This is a genomic window from Paenibacillus plantiphilus (genome assembly GCF_927798095.1).
GTDB lineage: Bacteria > Bacillota > Bacilli > Paenibacillales > Paenibacillaceae > Paenibacillus_Z > Paenibacillus_Z plantiphilus.
Map to the genome: position 1 here is coordinate 40,097 of NZ_CAKMMF010000026.1, position 20,065 is coordinate 60,161.

Below are 20,065 nucleotides of genomic sequence, written 5' to 3' on the forward strand. Positions count from 1 at the left end.
CGATCATTCCAGCAACACATTGTACCCCGCTATCGAGAAGCAGCAACGAAAAGATAGTGGCTGCCCCGAAGGTCGAACCTTCAGGGCAGCCACTATACATGAATAGCAATTATTGCTTTGTAACTGTCACAAAATCGAAATCAGGGAGCAAGGCTCCTCCAGCGTCTGACTGCTGACTCCCATTATTGCCATTTACCTTGGCATACTTAATTTGAACGACTGATCCGGCATCAATCGCCTGTTTGAAGCGAGCAGAATACAGGTCGTTCAAATTAATATTTAGGACATTATGATCCACCCAAGGATAAGCTATATAACCTCTGAGTGAATATTCCACATTGTCTACCATTAATACAAAACCCGCCGCAGGAGCGGAATAATTGGACAATTCAAAACCAGCAGCAAAAGTGACTTTCAGACTTCCATTCTGATAGACAGCCGTCGGGATGCCCGGTACTGGGATTTCTAACGCAGGCTGCGATACAAGCTCAGATGGATAATTATTTTTGGCCCAGTTAATGACGTCTGAAGTGTTCATAGTGACCGTTACAGCCCCTGCAGGGAGAGGAGAATCAAACTTAAGGGTATACCTAAGCTTATCTATACCGTAACTATAATTCGCTGAAATGGGTGTGAAGCTGCCTTCACCTGCAACAGCAGCAGTAAATCTATTACCATTCACTAAATTCAGGTTGTTCTCTTTTGGATTCCAGCCCGAATTTATTTCCATAACAATCGATTTTCTATCTGAACTAATCTTGACGTAATCGATCTTCTCATCGCTCAATGCGACTGGATGATTGGTAAAGGCAACTGCTTTGTTCTTAGCATCGCTTGTGTCGCGAATCGCATCTCCGGTGTAGGAAACTTGAACCTGGTTACTCTGCTCCTCCGTTATTCCGCTTACATGAAGCTTCACATAGGAGGCAGCCATGCCCCCCGGCGTGGGGTAATTGTATAGACTGACACTATCAACCGTACCATAATTCAACTGGTAATCGGCGGTTGCCGGCACACTTAGTGGATCGATAAAGTCATAATAGTGAATATAGATGGCGCTGCGTTCATCATTCATGCTGAAAATACTTGCAGTAGGAGGATATGTGTCCAATGCAGCCATCGTTTCTTGATCAAACAAGATTGTCGTTACCGCACTGGAAGTATAGTTATTGCTTGCGTCCCGAATAACAAACTCCACACGAGCCTGTTCTCTTGGGAAAACACCGGTATCAAACTCTTGCAATGTATTGACATCCGCGCCCTCTACCTTGAAGTATGGCCAACTTTCTACAGGGATAACTTCATTATCTTTTCCCGCATGTCCTTGTAGCACCGACTTCACACTGGATTCCCACCGGCCATTCCCCCCGTTCACAACCATGTACAATTCCGCTGAAGCCTTCAGCTTATAGCGAACCGAGATCTTGCCATCCTTCACATAAGCCTGCGGATATCCATCGGCAAAATAAGGATCGATAAAGTCCACAATATCTACATGATCCATGCCTTTTGCCCTAACTATCAGCTCATACGTTTTCGTGGCAGTCACACTTCCAGAGAGCTTAACAGTCACACTGACCAACTGATCATCTTGTTCTCCTCTTGTTACAGTCCCGTTATTGGCAACTGATGCCTCATTATCTGATTCCCAGGAGATTGTTACGCCAGGAAACTGAGGCAGTGATGTGATGAGATTCAAATTAGAGGTGATGTTATTCTGATCCGCATTGGCCGATAAATACGCTGCTTCGATGGCCGCGAATACTTCGTTTTCATCCACCAACTTCTGGATCGGTCCGAAAGCAGCGCTTAAAGCCGTCCCACCCACATGCGTTCCGTCTGCTGATACTTCTACGCGGATATATTGCCCGCTGTCTTCCTTCGTCAGCACATAGGAAACATCCGAGGCCCCCTCAATAACCTTGTAAGGACCCGCTTCATCATTTGATCGCAACCATTTGTAAGTTACATTGTTGTTAGCAGGAGTCCCTTCATATTGCACAGTTCCCGCCGTTAACTGCGACCCTATCGTGTTCTCTCCTGTGACAGCTTCGATACCCGTAATGTACGCCGTTCCGTCTGGAATATAGACAATAGAAAGCGCCGTACTGGCATATTGGCTATGCGCGAAGGTCAAAGTATTCCGTTGGATCGCTTCAGGATTGCCTGCATCCATCTGCAAGACAAAGCTTCCAGCCCTATAGCCTTCCGCAATATGATCGGCAAAGACCGGCTCATAAGAATAGGTCGCATTCGTTACAGTTGCAGTAATACCCGACGTGTCTGCAATCGGATTGCCGCCCGCATCCTTTAGAGTAACAATGACATTGACATAATTCCCTGCTGGCGCCGCCGATTCTGACATTGCTTGCTTAGCAACAATAGCAGAGTCGTAGTGATTCTCTTGGTAGAGAGATTTGTTCATATTCTGAATAGACAGTTGACTGCTGTTGGCGATAATCGCAGCATCAACTGGAGAGAGAGGATCAATAGCAGCCCCTTCAAACTTCGAAAGCGATACGGCAAAAGCAGCTTTGCTGACGTTGACGTCAACTTCACTCGATTTGCCTCCGTCTTCCGTTACCACCTTAATCGTTGCCGTTCCTTCCCCAACAGCTGTAACCAGGCCGTTCTGGTCAATGGTCACAACAGCTGTACTGTTGTTTGCTACAGACCAGGTTAATTTCTTATTCGTCGCATTGCTTGGCAATATTGTCGCGGTAAGCTGTTTCGTCTTACCAACTAGTAAAGCCGCATTCTTCTCATTAATAGAAACGCCAGTAACGGAAACCGTATTATTGCCGCTGCCAGACGAACCGCCTGAAGAACCTCCACTAGAGCCGCCCCCAGCATTGCTTCCTCCGCCTCCACTGCTGCTTCCACCGTTAGTAGTCTCCACAGTGTTATTGTTAACCGTTGCGTTTACCCCTGTATCGCTTGTTACTTTATTAATCGTCACTTTCCCGTTGATGTTCGTGTCTACTTTTGCAATCAACTCATTAATTTTGCCGTTTGCCGTGATTGGTGCAGCAGCAGAATGATTAATGACCTTGTTGAAATTTCCGTCAAGAACAACCGCTTGACCTGCCATTATGTCTGCAGGAATCTCAACCGTTTCAAACCCTCCACCGGTAAGCTCCTTAGTCACCAGCAAAGCTCCGCTCTCCAATCTCGTTACAGAAACCGAAGTGTTGCCGGTTGCCAGAATACGAACTCTCCCATCATATTTGTTCACAACGAGAGATCCGCCTACATTGACACTGTTGAAAATAATCGAATGCTCGCCGCCTCCGTGCACGAATACAGAGCCTGCAATTTCTACATTATTGAGTGTAACATCGCCGTCTCCTACTCCCTGCGCAATGTAGAGATCACCCGAAATCTTCATATCCTTTAGAACAACATCCTTGGAATTTACAATAACATTGCCTTTAACATCTTTCGAATATTCACCTGGCTTGGAGATAAGGTCTTGAACCAGATTATTGAAAATAGTTACCGCTTCCGCTCTTGTCAGATGACTAAGAGGTTTAAAGCTTCCATTAGGCAAGCCATTGACTACTTTTTTGGATACGAGTGCGGCTACTGCTTCTTTCGCCCAATCCGCTATATCGGCTTTGTCTTTGAAAGAAACATCATTCAAGTCGTTCTTAATATGAAAAGCTTTGGAGATCATTACTGCCGCTTCTTGGCGAGTAATTTTATGATTAGGCTGCGCTTTTCCGCTTACCCCATTCAAAACACCAGCAGTATTTAATTTGATTAACGATTCGAAATACCATTTGTCAGGCTGCAGATCGGAGAATGGATTATCTCCCTTATCTATATATTTCATAATATTATTTATCATTGTTGCAAATTCGGCTCTTGTCACATCATCGTTCGGTCGGAATGAACCTTCATATCCATTTACAACACCGTATCCATTCCATCTATCGATCGATTCTTGCGCCCAATGGCCTTGCGCATCCTTCCAAGCTGCTCCCGATACTGGCGCAACCACTGTCGTTAACATTAATAGCATTGCAATCCCGAATGAAATGATGCGTTGTTTTGACTTTTTCAAAGGCGATACTCCCCCAGTTTGTAAAATATGATTGGAATAAAGTTGTGTTGTGCTATGACGCCATACATTACTCTACGAGATTTGCTCGACACTCCTTATCTCAGGTTGATTACAAGCTCCGTGCACAATAAATGTATGGTTGTCCTCCTCTGATTCATTTTGTGATCATACTTTTGCAGTGCAGCTAGCTGGTATACCTACTAACAGTATACATAGTATGGTAAATACTATCAATTGATGAACATAAATGCATTTATATTTCTGAGAACAATAAAATAATTAACTTTCGACTTTCGAAATAAATCTCCCATTACCGCAGGACAATTTCGTTAAACTTATTATCAATATCGTTTCACGCATAAATTGGTTTGGATCGCTTGTTCTTGGGTGAAAGCAGAGAAAAGAGCGCCCTCATGGCGCCCTTTTCTCCTAGTCTTTTAAAAAACATAAGAAGTACCCGTTGCGATTATCTCACCATCTGCATCCAAAGCTTCCACATGATAAGTATCCTTCTGTTGGGGCAATGTTGTAAACCAGTAGGAGTGCCCGTCATCAGCAGGAATAATTTCAGCCATTTTCTGAATGTCCCCTTCCTTATTCGTTATGCGGATTTGAGAAATCTGCGGGTCTATAATAGCACCGCAAAGGAGTGGAATTTCATCCAGCTTGAACGATCCAGTAGCAAAGCTGTTGGCGTCGGCGTCATTCGAATTCTCCGGCAACGTATACGCAGCACGCGTCTGCCTTTCCCATTTCTGTGAGACCCGCTCGTAATAATCCACTGCTACAGCCGCCTGTTGAGACTGATTTCGCGTCTTCGAGAAGATCAACATAATATCATTGCCGACGCTCTCCTTATACAGCATCTCCTTGCTGTTATCCATCACCTCTTCATCTTCATGAGGGAGGACATTATTAATTAATTGCTCCCACTCACTATCTGTAGGAGACTTCTTAGATAAAATCTGGTACATTTCCTCATCTGATAACACAGGGGCGGCTTGAATAGGCGTTTCAGGCAATCCAGCAGGCGGCTCAGGTATACCGGCCATATAGCTTTCACTGTTTCCTCCCTTGCTGCTCCATTCCCTGTCACTCAAAAATAGGATAAGCCCCATTAAACACAGGAGACCTACACCGGCTATAACTACCGGGCGCAGCACGGTTCTTGATTGGTTCTGAGCAGCAGTCGATGCGAATGCGTTGTCTTTGATCCGTACGGCCAATTGATCGGTGAAGGTTTTGCGGCTCAAGGGATTGTCCTTCAGTTCCTCGTACCAGTAAGGGTTAGATGGGCTCATTGATTATACGCTCCTCCTTTAATAAGGCTGACATTTTCTTACGTGCTCCGAACAGTCTGGATTTGACTGTCCCCTCGGGAATTTTCAATATGTGGGCAATGTCGCTCATGGATAGCTCGTATTTGGCATGAAGCACAAGCACCTCCCGAAATTTCACCGGCAAATTGAACACTTGTCTCCACACATGATTCGCCGTCTCTTTCTCCAGAAAGGCTTGTTCGGCTGAACGGCTGTATTCCTTGGAGACGGCAACATCCACTAGCAGCACCTTGCGAATAAAAGCCGTATTGCGATAATTATGGCTAATGTTTCGAGTGATTTTAAGCAGCCAGGTTTTAATAGATGCCTCGCCCCTAAAGGAAGTTACATGACGGTATACTTGCAAAAATACATCCTGCGTGATGTCGTCAGCCATGCTGCGGTTCTTCGTTAGGAAGTATGCAAAATTCCACACCTCTTGTCCGTGCTGCGTCATAAGCTCATCCAGCGTGAAGGGGTCCATTTCGGCTAGATATTTCAAAGAATCCTCGCTCAATTTATCCTCACCTCCACTATATAGACAATCCATCAAGCTTTACGGTTCATTAATGAACGCATAGCGCAAAAAACCGACTGCATCCGCCTATTGACGACAAGGCGATATTATAGAAGAATGAACTATTAAAAGGCTGGGCTTATTGGCTTGGGCTATTGCTCAATACTAACCTAGAAGGAGCATGATAGATATGAGCTATAAAATTGTATTTTTCGATCTGGATGGCACTCTATTAAACGAGGAGAAGCAGCTCCCCGCCGATGCGGCGGATGCCGTTCGCGAGCTGAAGAAACGCGGTGTGGAGCCCGTTATCGCTACGGGAAGGGCCCCTTACTTCTTCCTCCCAATTCTAGAGTCGCTTGGTATCGATTCCTATATCAGCCTGAACGGGGCCTATGTCGTGTATCAGGGCAAGCCGCTACTCAAGCGCCCGATCCCCAGAGCAGATTTGGAAAAGCTGGTAGCTCTGGCTGGCAGCCATCGGCATTCACTGGTGTTTGAAGGCGGGGAAGCTTATTTCACCGATAGCGAAGCGCATCCTTTCGTGGAAGAAGCCATCGCTTCGCTGCGTGTCGCTATGCCGGGCTTCGACCCGGGCTACTGGCGCAACGAAGATATTTATCAGGTCTTCCTGCACTGCGAGTCCCACGAGGAGCATTTGTACGAGCAGCTGCTGACAGAGTTAAAAATGGTCCGTTGGCATACAAAGGCGCTCGACGTGCTACCTTCCGATGGCTCCAAGGCGCTCGGAATCGATATGCTGCTTCGTCATTTGAAGCTTCAACCGGAACAAGCGGTCGCTTTCGGGGACGGTCTTAACGACAAAGAAATGCTGAAGCATGTTGGCCTCGGCATTGCGATGGGCAACTCACACCCTGAGCTGCTGCCGTTCGCCGACTTCGTAACAGCCCATGTCGATGAGGGCGGCGTCGTGCAAGGTCTGCAGCATGCCGGCTTGCTGCCCTGAGGACAAGCAGGCATAACCAAATAAAAAACCCCTCCGGCGGCAAACAGTGTCGGGTTCATCCTATCATGAACGCGTCCTTCACTGTCTGCCCCGAGGGGGATAATTAATCTTGCCTTGGCAAGCACTTGAGCTGCTTTATGGGAAGCTATGCTTTTTTCAATATCTCATCTATCTCTGTCTTCAGCAATAAGTATCTATGGACACTTCTCATTATGGAAACCTTAGTCAGCTTGTTCTTCTCCACAAACACCTTCATCTGGTCTTTAGTCAGACCGAGCAGCTTCCCTGATTCCGTAACCGTTAATACCTTCTCATTGCTTGTTGCATTGAACGTTTTCTTAACCTTTTGATTCCAGTCTTCGAACTCCTGCACATTCTCTCAACCTCTCTAATTCCATGTCATAAAGCTTCGTTTCACCAACTAATTACCTTTATTATAACATGGAATTCAGCTGACAGTTAAGAAGTTAAGAATATCTCATGATCTTGTTGCCTTCGCTGCTGCCTGCTACTCCCTGTGCCTGGTAAGAACATTCGGGTTCTCCAACAGCTCATAGAACAATTTAGGGATGGTAAAATGCTGATCCTTAACGATGAGTTCTGTAATCTCATCCCCAACATTTGTAGTAACCTGAGATTCCTTGATCGCCTCCACCTGATTATGAAGACGCTCCATCTGTTTATCGAGCGCGGCGGCGGAATCCGACGCTTCTTTCAGCTCTTGAAGAAGCTGCGGAGGAACTGCCTGATTGTATTTATAATAGATTTTATGCTCCAGACTCGCCCAGAAATCCATTGCTATCGTACGAATCTGCACCTCTACACATATCTGCTCCTGCCGATCCGACATAAACACGGGAACCTCAAGCAGAAGATGAAGGCTTTGGTAGCCATTTGGTTTGGGATTCTTAATATAATCCTTGACCTCTAATACTGTCAGATCGCTTTGTTTGCTCAGCATATCGCTAATGAGATAAATATCGGATAAGAAGGAGCAAGTAATTCGAAATCCAGCGATATCTTTAATATTGTCTTTTATGCCGTCAAAAGAAAGCTCGTACCCTTTCCGATGCAGCTTCTTCATGATGCTTTCCGGGGATTTCAACCGTGACTTGGTATGCTCAATCGGATTATAATCATGCAATAAATGGAATTCCTCATTCAGGATTTCGACCTTGGTCTCTAATTCCTGCAGCGCAAATTTATACATCATCAGGAATCTGGTAATTTCTCTCTTCATATTTTTGAATTGTTCGACTTGGTTTGGAGTCACTTCGCCTATTCCTTCCTGTGCCATATTGAGTTTCTCTTCCGCCCGCTAAATAACCTCATGCCCCTGTGAATACTGCGGCGCGACATTCTTCCTGAAAGCTTGCACGAACATCCATACCAGCTTCTGCAAATCTTTGTACCCCTCCGGCAGCGGCGTGTACAGTAGTCCCTTACAGTCAACAGACTCAAGGAAAATATCGCAGAACCGGTTTACCATGAAATCATTGTAGGCAAGATCATTCATTCGCAGACTATGCAGCACTTTGTGCATCTGAACGATTATATCGGTTGGGACAAGCCCGATATAATCAGGCTCCGCCAAGGGCAAAAGATATTTCAAATATACTGCCCGATGATTTTCTCCGGAGACGGCCTCAATCTTATCGAGAACCAGAGAAGGCAAAGATAATTCCGCGCGAAGCCCCAGCCATTTCATTGCTAAATCAAATACATATTGTTTGAAAGCATCCCTGTACACATCCTTAGGTACTACAGTTTCGGGTATCATAATACCTCACCTCGTTGTAGTTTTCCTCCAGCTCGGGGTTGTTTTTAAACCAATAGGCATTCCACTGTTTGAACAATATATCCAGCAGATGAACGTCCACTACGCCTTCTTTGATCATTTGGATCATGTCAACCTTATCCTTATTGCGGAAGGCTCCCAGTTTAGTAAACCAGATATCATGTGCATCCACATACATAACGTTAAGGTTGTCATACTTCCTGCTTACCGGCTTTAATCTCGATTTATAATCGGCCGGCAGGTAGAAATAATGTTCATCGAACACCTCAAGACCATGCTCCGAGAAAACTCTGGAGAATCTCGACGGGATGATAACTACATCATTGGACCCCCGATTATTTGCTCTGGCCAACACAATCGCGGAATATCCAACAACAAATACTTCTATTAATGGTTTTCCATGAAGAGCCTTATCGACTTCCTCGAAGAGCCGAAGTATGCTTTCCTCCGTGCTGAATGCTTCATTGCCCATTCGCTCCACCCCCTCAGCCATAGTATATACAGCGCCATCCCACCATTTCTATCTATTATTATATACAAAAACAGTCCAGTTACACTTCACTATAGTTGTGTAACATCATTTATAGTACATAAGCTACAGGGAAATAGTTGAGGACTCTACTCAAAAAGCATCTGTGAAGTCGACGTCAATCGACATTTTTCTGCCACAAGCATGCATCTTCTCCCTAAAAATAGGAACTGTAAATAAAAGGGATTAAATCTACTATTATTCTCGTTGATAGTCATTTGTACGAGATGAATTTCTATTAACAACATATTGCGGTTGTTGGAAAGGGTTTGGCAAGCAGCCTCCATTTTTCCGAAGGATGATTCACTTGGCATGCTGCGATTGTTTTAGGTTTATTATCGGTTTCTTGTTCGGCATTTGCTGCTTAAAAACAGTGGCACAATGGGATTTGAGGATGATTGGGAGTTAACAGACGGTGTTTCTGGAGTGTCGGGAAATGAAAAAAAAGCTTCCGTTACCACATAATTTGTGGTCACGAAGAGCTTCTTAAAGCGGAGCTTACAGACGGAAATTTGCCGTCTGTAAGTCCGTATTTATTTCGCCAGGTATCCGACTGCAGCCTCAATCGCGAATGGGCTCACCTTCACCGCGCAAACCTTAAAGCCCGGCATTCTGCATGTTGGGTCCAGCGCCTGATTCGTAATCTTGTTCACGTTCTGCGTATCGCCCCAATGCATCGGAACGAATACCGTATCCTCACGGATGTCGCTGCTGTATCGACAGCGGACGAATATCGTCCCGCGAACGGACTCCAGCTTCACGAGCGCTGCATCTTCAACACGGTACTTTTTAGCCGTGCGCGGATGAATCTCCATGAACGATTCTACATCACGCGCAGCCAAGGAATGACTCCTCCGCGTCTGCACGCCTGTCAAATATTGCGTGAGCACGCGGCCTGTTGTCAGGTACAGCGGATAATCAGCACTGACCTGTTCCTTCGGCAGATGATTCTGCACGGGGATCATCTCCGCTTTGCCGTCCTCATGCGCGAACGTTGACTCGAACAGCCGCTTTGCACCGGGATGGTCTGGTGCAGGGCAAGGCCAGTAAACACCTTCCTCCTTGCGCAGCCGATCATAGGTGATGCCATAGTAATCGGCAATCCCGCCCCGGCTCGCAAGACGGAGTTCCTCGAATATGCTCTCGGCTGATGAGAAGCCGAAATATTTCCCTTTGCCGAGCTTCTCCGCAATCTCACATAGAATCTCCCAGTCATGCTTCGCTTCGCCCGGTGCAGGTCGGCTCGATTGTCTCAGCAATACACGGCCTTCGAGGTTCGTCAGCGTTCCTTCATTCTCCAGGTAAGCAGTTGCCGGCAATATCAGGTCCGCCAACTGAGCCGTTTCTGACATAAGCATATCAGCGACAACGAGGAAGTCCAGCTTGCGAAGCCCTTCCTCCACGAAATTGGCATTGGGATTCGATACGATCGGATTGGAGCCCATAACGAACAAGCCACGAATCTCCTGCTCATGCACTTTCTCCATCATCTCGTAAGCAGATACACCTTTCTCCGGAAGCTCGCTCGGATCAATTCCCCATACATTCGCCACATATGCGCGGTCTTCAGCATTTTCTATCAAGCGATAGCCCGGAAGCTGGTCGGCCTTCTGCCCATGCTCCCGGCCACCCTGTCCGTTCCCTTGGCCCGTTACCGCGCCATAGCCGCTGCCTGGCTTGCCGATCTTGCCGGTTAACAGCACAAGGTTCAGGAAGTTCCGCACAGCCATGTAACCATCTGTCTGCTGCTCGACACCGCGAGCGGTGAAGACCATGCCCGTCGATGCCTTGCCGTAAGCAAGCGCCGCCTGACGGATCAGCTTCACCGGAACACCGGTAAGCTCGGCGATTGCGTCCAAATCCAGCTCCTCCAAGTGGGCCTTGAGCTCAGCAAATCCTTTCGTCCGCTGCTGCACAAAGCCCTCATCGATCAACCCCTCGTCCAGCAGAACCTTCAGCATGCCGTTCGCCAGCGATGCATCCATGCCGGGCTTCACACACAGGTGCAGATCAGCCATGCGAGTTGTACCTGTTTCCCGTGGATCTATCGCAATGATATAAGCGCCCTTCTCCTTAGCCCTTGTGAAGTAAGGCATCAAGGTCGGCTGGCACTCTGCAATATTCGTGCCCGCAAGCACGATGCATTTCGCGAGCTCAATATCCGCCAGTTGATTCGTCAGACCTCGATCCATGCCAAATGCCTTATTGCCTGCGGAAGCTGCTGCAGACATACAGAACCGTCCATTGTAATCAATGTACTTGCTGCGAAGAGCAATTCGGGTGAATTTGCCGAGCAAATATGCCGATTCATTGGTCAACGAGCCACCGCCGTATACACCGACGGAATCCTTCCCATATTGACCCTGCAATGCGGTGAATTTCCGCTCAATAAGGCTGTAAGCTTCCTCCCAGGAGATGCGTATGAATTGACCGTCCTTCTTCATCATCGGATGAAGAAGACGCTCTCCAGTCAGCGCATGCTGGTAGGCATTCATCCCCTTAATGCAGAGACGCCCCTCGGATGCCGCATTCGGTGTCGGATTAACCGTATAGACAGGGCGCTTGCCAGTCTCCCTCTCTTCAATAATCTGCATTTTGCACTGTACGCTGCAGAACGGACATTGCGTATCCATGACCAGCTTCGACAAGCCGTCCTGTTGCTCTATCACTTGATTCATATCGCTCAGCTCACTTTATCAGAGCAGCCGTCAGCTGCGGATTTACTTGATTGTGTTCCGAATGCCGATTCACTTCATTCAGCCTTGCCATCAGATCCGCGCGGAACAACAAGTCGAATAAAGCTTCGCGAAGCTGCAGCAGCCCCACACGTTCAACCCACTGCCCTGTTGTCTCCCCGAAATACGCATCCTCCCGATACCATTGCAGGAAGGATGCTGACATCTCCAGTGCCCCAGCCTCTGCAGGCTCCATGCACAGCAGCTGTCCCTGTCGAAGCTGGGCGTTCCCGCTGCCGCCAACATAGATTTCCCAGCCTCCCGGCACACCGACGATCCCCAGATCCTTCATCAGCGTTCCTGCACGATGGAGCGGACTGCTGGACACTGCCACGAATACGGGTGCGGGCATTTGCAGATGCTCAAGCTTCCGTTCAAGAGCGGCGCCCATCCCGACAGAATCCTTTATGGCACTGCCATCATAACGGATACCGTGGCAGGTCGCAACAGAAGCAATCCGTCTGCCATACACCTGACCACTGCCACTACGGCTGCCACCGCTTATGCCACGATTGCCATTGGCACTACTGCCGCCTTCAGCAAGACCCAACTCCTCTCCTATCGAATCGACATGCTGCGATTCGATGCCGAGCAAATCCAGATGAGCCCCGCCAGCCAGCTTGGCAAGCGGAATATTGTACTTCTCAATGACATCCGCAATTTTCCTCAGCTGCTCAGCGCTTGTGACGCCGCCATACATGCGAGGAACAAGCGCATACGTGCCGTCTGCAAGCATGCTCGCAGACGATGCCTGCGGCGACGAGATCGGAGCCTTCCCAATCGTGGCGAATTGCTCCGCCTCCCCGCTCGCAATGACTTCGCTTTGCACCGCACCAACATAATACTGCAGTGCAGGTCGGCATACGCTGCAGCCGCCTGCCTGCAGCCAGCCCAGCCCATTCATCGCTTGATCTGCTGATGTGTAGCCGCCGCTGCCCAGCGCTGTCCGCAGCTCTTCATGGTCCAACGTTGTGCACGCGCACACCTTCTCCTTCTCCGGTTCTGGCGCATCCTTGCTCTGCAGCGCAAGCTCCAGAATCGCAGATACGAGCGGCTTGCAGCCGCCGCATGTACTGGAGGCTCTCGTACATGCGCGAACCTCATCGACGGTCTCCAAGCCGTTCTCGCGAACGGCATCCATTATGGTTCCCTTAGTTACTCCATTACAAGAGCATACCGTCTCCTTATCCGACAGCGAGCAGACATAAGCTTCATCAAAACCACCGCCAGCACCTGCGGCAGCTGCGGTATCCAGCACCGATATATCCGCCTGCTGCTTAATGTAGCCGAGCAGCTTATTTCCTTCGCTGCTGTCACCGAACAAGACAGCTCCGACGATTTTGTTATCGCGTACAGAAATTTTCTTATACGTATTGCGGATTCCATCGAATGCCTTGACAGAGGTCGTAATCTCCGCATCGCGAATTTCCCCGGCTGAGAACACTTCAACACCGGAAACCTTCAGCTGCGAATAGAGAATGGAGCCCTCGTAAGCCTCAGCCTCAACGCCGCAAATCTTCTTGGCCAGCACCTTGCCCTGCTCATAAAGCGGCGCAACAAGTCCGTATACCATGCCGCGATGCTCTGCGCATTCGCCAACCGCGTACACATCCGGCACATCGGTCTCCATATAATCATTGACGACGATGGCCCGATTCGTCTCAATGCCGCTGTCTGCCGCCAGCTTGATGTTCGGACGAACGCCGACCGCGATGACGACCAGATCCGCCTCCACCTTGCTCCCGTCCTTGAACAGCAGACCTTCAACCCGCTTCTTGCCGAGAATCTTCTCCGTCTGCTTCTTGAGCAGGAAGCGCATTCCCTGCTTCTCCAGTTCCTGGCGCAGCATCCCCGCCGCCGTAGGCGTCAACTGCCGCTCCATCAGATGGTCAAAAATATGAACAACGTGAACCTCCATGCCCAGATTGAGCAAGCCCCTCGCAGCCTCCAAACCAAGCAGACCGCCGCCGATCACGACGGCTTTCTTGTAGCTTTTCGAAGCTTCGAGCATCGTCTGGCAATCTTTAATATCCCGAAAAGCCGTTACCCCCGGCTTGTCGGCCCCCGGCAGCGGAAGCATAAACGGCAGCGAGCCAGTTGCAATAATGAGATGATCGTAGCTTAGACTGCGTCCGCTGTCGCTGACTACCAGCCGTGACTTCGTATCGATGCGCTCAACCGTTTCACCCGTGTACAGCGCAATATCATTATCCTTGTACCACTGCCAATCATTGATCGTAATATCATCTACCTTGGTATCGCCTTGAAGCACTTTAGAGAGCATGATGCGGTTATAGTTCGGATGCGGCTCACTGCCGAAGATCGTAATCTCGAATCGGTCAGGCGCCAGCTTCAGAATCTCTTCGACACACCGCACACCCGCCATCCCGTTCCCTACGACAACAAGTTTTTGTTTCCCCATATTGCACAACCTCACATTCCGATGCTGAAGTTCTTCCTTATCCACCCAATCGATCAAGCCATCGCGACTTTTTTCGCAGCCTTCAGCCGCTTGGTTGCAAGGTTCATCCACAAACAAGCACAGGCAGTTATCATTAGCAGCACGAAGCCCAATGTATAGGCGCCTGACAAATCGTTAATAATACCAAGCACAATCGGCGGGAAGAAGCCTCCTATGCCGCCAGCCGCGCCCACAATACCCGTTACAGCGCCCGTATTGCCTGTCGACACCTCAGGGACCATCTTGAATACGGCTCCATTGCCAAGTCCAAGCAGCACCGACGCCATCAAGCAGCCCACGCTGAAAGCTACAAAATGCTGCAGCGACAGCGCCATCACAAGCGCGCATACCGCGATGCCGGCGAACACAACCGCAAGCACTTTGCGCGAGCCGAGCCGGTCAGCCAAGTAGCCGCCTAGCGGACGAATGAGTGTCGCCACGACGACAAAGCCTGCCGTCTTCAAGCCCGCATCTGTCACTGACAGCTGGAACAATTCCTTCAGGAATGTCGGCAAATATACGCTGAAAGCAACAAACCCGCCAAACGTCAGGAAGTAGAATATCGATAGAAACCACGTCGGCTCTTGCTTCAGAACCTCCATGGATTGTTTGAATGTCTTCGTCTGTGCAGGTTTAGGCAGCTCCTTGGTTCCGAGCCAGAAGATCAAAGTTACAACCACGATCATAATGGCAAGACTCCAGAATACCCAAGACAGGCCATAACGGCTGAAAATAATCGGGATGGAGAAGTTCGCCACCGCTCCACCCAAGTTGCCTAACCCTGCTAATCCAAGTATGAGCCCTTGTCGTTCCGGCGTAAACCATCTCGATACATAGGTCAGCGAGACCGCGAATGTCGTACCGGCCATGCCGATGAACAGCGCACACAGCAGGAGCATCCAATAGGATTGCGCCCATCCTGCCAGCAGCAGCGGAAGTGTAAGGAACAGCATCGTTGCGGTGAACACCTTTTTCCCGCCATATCGGTCTGTATAGATGCCCATCGGAATCCGCAGAATTGAGCCTAGCAGAATAGGCGTTGCGATCAGCACACTTTTCTGAAGAGTGCTTAACTGGAAAATCTCTTGTATTTGCCCCGCGATGGGGGAGAATACACTCCAAATAACGAATGAGGCCGTCATAGCCAATGTAGATAACCCAAGCGCCCTCGCAGATCCATTGTGTCGCATCGTAATATCTCCTATATTTCCATTCTCAATGCCGGTATGTTTCACACACACCCACAAATTTAATCTAAGAGGCCAGAATGCTCTCATCTGTAATATGCAGCCACATGTCGCCGCTTTGCTCATCTACTTCAACCTCAAAGGAGGCTACGCAGCCGTCATCCGGGGCTTGGACCTGACCATCATGCAGATCAATCTTCCAATCATGCAGCGGACAGTATACGTGGTGGTCGCAGACGATTCCTTCCGAAAGCTTGCCCGCCTTATGCGGACAACGGTTCTCAATCGCCTTGATCGCACCTCCCGACAGCTTGAACATCGCTATCTCTAACGATCCGATCCGAACAACCCGTGATCTCTTCTCCGCAATTTCCGCAATATTCCCTACAAGTATCCGTTTCATATATGTTGTCATCCTCTCGCTTACAGAATGGATGGTGCAGCTTGTGTATCCATGGGCTCAAACGTCCGGCGAAGCTCCGGCTTCTCAATAATCTCTCTCCAAGGCTCCTTCATCAAATCCAATGCTTTCTCAATGCGTCCCACCAGCGCGAGCCGATCTTCCCTGCTCTCAAGCGCAGCTTTGACGGTATCCAGTCCTACGCGCTCCAGCCATTCAGCCGTCCGCTCATTGTACTTGCCTGTCTCGCGATAATACTGCAGGTACGCGCCTGACCACTCCAGCACTTCCTCCTCCGTCTTCACTTTGCACAGAAGATCCGTACCGCGAAGCTTCGTTCCTCCGTTGCCGCCGACATGCAGCTCCCAGCCGCCATCGATGGCGACAACGCCGAAGTCCTTAATCGTCGCCTCCGCACAGTTGCGCGGACAGCCCGACACAGCCATCTTCACCTTCGCAGGCGTGCTCAAACGCTCGAACCGCTTCTCAAGCTGAATGCCCATCCCGATGGAATCCTGTGTGCCGAACCGGCAGAAGGTGGAGCCGACGCAGGTTTTAACGGTACGCAGCGTCTTGCCGTAGGCATAACCGGACGGCATATCAAGATCCGCCCACATGCCCGGCAGGTCCTCCTTCTTCACACCGAGCAAGTCGATGCGCTGACCGCCCGTCACTTTAACGAGAGGCACTTCATATTTCTCCGCGATTTCCGCGATTTTCTTCAAGTCCTTCGGTGTCGTTACACCACCATACATTCTTGGTACAACAGAGTACGTGCCATCCTTCTGAATGTTCGCATGGTTGCGCTCGTTCACGAAGCGGGACTCTCTCTCGTCCTCATGCTCTTCCGGCCATACCATGCCGAGATAGTAGTTGAGCGCCGGGCGGCACTTGGAGCAGCCCTCCGTGTTCGACCATTCCAGCACGTTCATAACTTCCTTCGAGGTCGTCAGGCGCATACTGCGAATCGCTTCGACCACTTCATCGCGTCCAAGCGTTGTACAGCCGCAAATCCCTTCCTTGACACTCTTCACGCCGTCGGCTCCAAGCACATAGGTGAGCACATCTCCAACAAGCGGTTTACAACCACCGCAGGAGCCGGATGCCTTGGTGCAAGCCTTGATATCATTGATGCTGGAGCAGCCCTTCTCCTGAATCGCCTGCACGATCGCACCCTTGGATACGCCATTGCAGCCGCACACAATCTCGTCATCGCTCATAGCGGCAACAAGGTCTACACCGGATTTGGTCTTGCCTCCGCCTTCGCCGAGAAGCACTTCCTTCTCCTTGCCGGTCACGTCCTCGCCGTTGCGAATCATAGCGAACAGGCGGGAGCCGTCGCTTATATCTCCGAATAATACAGCGCCGATTACTTTGCCGTCCTTAATGACAGCCTTCTTATAAATGCCTTCAAAATCATCCTGAACACGAACAGCACGCGTATCCGGTCCGTCTGCATAAGCGCCTGCGGAGAATACGTCCACGCCCGACACCTTCAGCTTCGTGGATACGACAGAGCCCTGATAGCCGCCCGTCTCGATACCGGCAAGCCGCTTCGCCAGCACTGCACCCTGCTCATAAAGCGGAGCAACCAAGCCGTAAGCAACACCGCGATGCTCGACACATTCGCCGACAGCGTAGATGTTGGGCACACTCGTCTCAAGGAAGTCATTGACCACGATTCCGCGGTTAATCTCAATGCCGCTGCTCTTGGCAAGCGCGATGTTCGGACGAATACCTACCGCCATAACAACGAGATCAGCATCGACCTCCATGCCATCCGTGAAGCGGACGCCGGTCACTCTCTTCTTGCCCAGAATGGAATCGGTGTTCTTCTTCAAAAGGAACTTCATCCCTTGACGCTCAAGCTCAGCTCTCAGCATGATGGAAGCCGTCTGGTCCAGCTGCCTTTCCATCACATACTCGTGAATATGGACGACCGATACTTCCATATTCAGATTGAGCAATCCGCGCGCCGCCTCCAGGCCGAGCAATCCGCCGCCGATGACGACAGCTTTCTTGTGCTTCTTAGCCGTCTCGATCATCGTCTCGCAGTCTTTAATATCACGGAAGGCGATAACGCCCTCCTTATCCGCTCCCGGCAGAGGAAGCATGAACGGCAGCGAGCCTGTCGCGACGATCAGCTCATCGTACGGTACGCTTATGCCCCCATCCGTGCTGACAAGCTTGCGGGCAGTGTCAATTTTGCTAACAGTATGCCCCGTGTGAAGCGTAATATGGTTCTCCTCATACCAGGACCAGTCATTGATCACAATATCCTTCATGTCCGCATCCCCTGCCAGAACAGAGGAGAGCAGAATTCGATTATAGTTGGGATGCGGCTCGCTCCCGAAAATTGTAATGTCATAAAGGTTCGGTGAAAGCTTCAATAATTGCTCGATGCAGCTAACTCCAGCCATTCCATTCCCGATCAAAACCACTTTTTTCTTCATTGCGTTCACTCTCCTGTAGCAGATCTAAACTAACATAGAATGTAATGTAAAGACGAAATGACTCTTGTTCCTATAAATTAATGTTAACAAACATGACATAAACTCTTGTTTCTAATGTAACCGAATTATCCATTAAGTTCAACAAGAAATTGCAGTAATTTTGTCCATTTCAACAAAACCTATCGATTTTAACGAACAATATTAAGTTTTTCTTATCGTTTTGTTCGCTTTTCCTGATGGCAGCGCATTCAATTTTCACCCCGATATAAGAGTGTCAAATGAGTTGACTGCTAATGATAAGTTATGTAACACAAATAAGCCATTAACCTGAAATCGGCTAATGGCTGAAGCTCGCTTATTTAGAACGCTCTACCGTTTATAATTTTATTCCAATTGACTGAAGAAATTCGTCTTCCTTCTCATAATCGAGCTTCATTCGATATTTGCGATCGATTGCAGCTGGGAGATGCTCGACCTCCCACTGGATCGTCTTGCTCAGCCCTTCTTCCCAAGAAACGCTTTCCTTATAGCCAAGCTCTTCCCGTATGCGGCTGGAATCTACTATGAGCTGCTGCGAAGTGTTGAGAGGGAATTGAAGCTGCTCTGGCAGATCGCTCTTCGGGACCCTAACAATATCGCCTTGCCACCCTAGCTGTTCACCAATCTTTTGCACAAAATCAATCATCAGCGGAGCTTCCGGCTCCCCCACATTGTATATACGTCCGGCGGAACGGCTGTCTACAACCGCCAATACGATAGCCAGAGCAGCATTCTCAACATAAGCATGCGTCCAGCGCCACTGTGCGAATGCCTCATCCAGCACAATATAGGGGCGCCGATCAACGATCCGCTGCAAATTCAAGTAAGAGAATAAACGATGCTGACTGTCCTTCGGTCCATAGATGGCTGGAAGTCTTACTATCGTACCCGCTGAAGAATCACAATCCATAACGGCTTGCTCCACCAGTATTTTTTCATATCGATTGCACCAATCGTCCGCTGCCTTGGAGCTGTCCCCATATGGATAGAATGTCTCTCGCAATCTGGAGCTCTCCGTAATCGGAGTTGCTTCCAGCTCCAGATCTCCTGTCTCGCTGCCCCTGACCAGTCCATAGGCGCGATAGACATCCTGACTGCTGACCGCCACAATTCGCTGCGCGATCCCCGCGAACGTTCTCACCAGCATGTCCGCATCCTCTTGTGTGGACGGAATCATATCAAGAACAACCTCAGGAGCGAGCCTTCTGAATTCTTCCCGCCTCTCCAGCATGCGAGTTCTGTCGCCATAGAGATGGGCAACCGCTGACGGAAGCTCCACTGCCTCCTGCCCGCCTCGATGAAAAACCGTCACTTGATGCCCCCTCTCAACGAGCAGCTTCACGACATGCGGACCTATAAAAGATGTTCCCCCAATAATTAATATTCGCATGAACCATCATCCCCATATCCGTATCCATATCCATATCCATACTCGTATCCGTATCCGTATCCAAATACTGCTGCCCCTATTGTAAACGAACAAGTCCCTATAGTGGATACGGAAGGCATTGGAATGGTCATGATGGTCATGATGGTCATGATGGTCATGATGGTCAAACTGGATTATTAGTATAGCGCGATTACTATAAACCCT

14 protein-coding genes are annotated in these 20,065 nt (G+C 49.2%); 1 reads left to right on the forward strand and 13 read right to left on the reverse strand.

Going from position 1 to position 20,065, the window contains the following annotated elements; genetic code table 11:
- Positions 1-109: 109 nt before the first annotated feature.
- The 3 genes from L6H65_RS20070 to L6H65_RS20080 form a co-directional block, all read right to left on the reverse strand.
- Positions 110-4,066, reverse strand: coding sequence for an S-layer homology domain-containing protein (locus tag L6H65_RS20070; protein WP_236344432.1), 3,957 nt, complete (start codon positions 4,064-4,066; stop codon positions 110-112).
- 437 nt (positions 4,067-4,503) lie between these two features.
- Complete coding sequence (locus tag L6H65_RS20075) at positions 4,504-5,367, reverse strand: hypothetical protein (protein ID WP_236344433.1); 864 nt, start codon at positions 5,365-5,367, stop codon at positions 4,504-4,506.
- Positions 5,354-5,902 (reverse strand): RNA polymerase sigma factor, encoded by a 549-nt coding sequence (locus L6H65_RS20080; RefSeq protein ID WP_236344434.1) that lies wholly within the window; start codon positions 5,900-5,902, stop codon positions 5,354-5,356. Before L6H65_RS20080 ends, L6H65_RS20075 begins: the two co-directional genes overlap by 14 nt.
- Positions 5,903-6,092: 190 nt before the next feature.
- Here L6H65_RS20080 and L6H65_RS20085 point away from each other — a divergent pair, with 190 nt between their 5' ends.
- The gene (locus L6H65_RS20085) at positions 6,093-6,869 is read left to right on the forward strand and encodes a Cof-type HAD-IIB family hydrolase (RefSeq protein WP_236344435.1); all 777 of its coding nucleotides are present in this window, start codon (positions 6,093-6,095) and stop codon (positions 6,867-6,869) included.
- Between the two features lie 145 nt (positions 6,870-7,014).
- Here the strand turns inward: L6H65_RS20085 and L6H65_RS20090 are convergent, their stop codons facing one another.
- From L6H65_RS20090 to L6H65_RS20135, 10 genes are all read right to left on the reverse strand, one after another.
- On the reverse strand, positions 7,015-7,242 hold the full coding sequence (locus L6H65_RS20090; RefSeq protein ID WP_236344436.1) for a DNA-binding protein: 228 nt from the start codon (positions 7,240-7,242) through the stop codon (positions 7,015-7,017).
- Positions 7,243-7,377: 135 nt separating this feature from the next.
- Positions 7,378-8,166: a GTP pyrophosphokinase gene (locus L6H65_RS20095; protein ID WP_236344437.1), complete on the reverse strand. Its 789-nt coding sequence runs from the start codon at positions 8,164-8,166 to the stop codon at positions 7,378-7,380.
- 21 nt (positions 8,167-8,187) lie between these two features.
- On the reverse strand, positions 8,188-8,649 hold the full coding sequence (locus L6H65_RS20100) for a hypothetical protein (protein WP_236344438.1): 462 nt from the start codon (positions 8,647-8,649) through the stop codon (positions 8,188-8,190).
- Positions 8,624-9,139 (reverse strand): DUF6036 family nucleotidyltransferase, encoded by a 516-nt coding sequence (locus tag L6H65_RS20105; protein WP_236344439.1) that lies wholly within the window; start codon positions 9,137-9,139, stop codon positions 8,624-8,626. Before L6H65_RS20105 ends, L6H65_RS20100 begins: the two co-directional genes overlap by 26 nt.
- Before the next feature lie 590 nt (positions 9,140-9,729).
- Positions 9,730-11,874 (reverse strand): assimilatory nitrate reductase catalytic subunit NasC, encoded by a 2,145-nt coding sequence (gene nasC / locus L6H65_RS20110; protein ID WP_236344440.1) that lies wholly within the window; start codon positions 11,872-11,874, stop codon positions 9,730-9,732.
- 10 nt (positions 11,875-11,884) lie between these two features.
- A complete protein-coding gene (gene nirB, locus L6H65_RS20115; protein WP_236344441.1) occupies positions 11,885-14,353 on the reverse strand; it encodes a nitrite reductase large subunit NirB in 2,469 nt (822 codons plus the stop codon).
- A gap of 53 nt (positions 14,354-14,406) precedes the next feature.
- Positions 14,407-15,582: an MFS transporter gene (locus L6H65_RS20120; RefSeq protein WP_236344442.1), complete on the reverse strand. Its 1,176-nt coding sequence runs from the start codon at positions 15,580-15,582 to the stop codon at positions 14,407-14,409.
- Between the two features lie 64 nt (positions 15,583-15,646).
- Complete coding sequence (nirD, locus tag L6H65_RS20125; RefSeq protein WP_236344443.1) at positions 15,647-15,982, reverse strand: nitrite reductase small subunit NirD; 336 nt, start codon at positions 15,980-15,982, stop codon at positions 15,647-15,649.
- 20 nt (positions 15,983-16,002) lie between these two features.
- On the reverse strand, positions 16,003-18,432 hold the full coding sequence (gene nirB, locus L6H65_RS20130) for a nitrite reductase large subunit NirB (RefSeq protein WP_236344444.1): 2,430 nt from the start codon (positions 18,430-18,432) through the stop codon (positions 16,003-16,005).
- Positions 18,433-18,808: 376 nt separating this feature from the next.
- Positions 18,809-19,861: an NAD-dependent epimerase/dehydratase family protein gene (locus tag L6H65_RS20135; RefSeq protein ID WP_236344445.1), complete on the reverse strand. Its 1,053-nt coding sequence runs from the start codon at positions 19,859-19,861 to the stop codon at positions 18,809-18,811.
- Positions 19,862-20,065 lie beyond the last annotated feature (204 nt).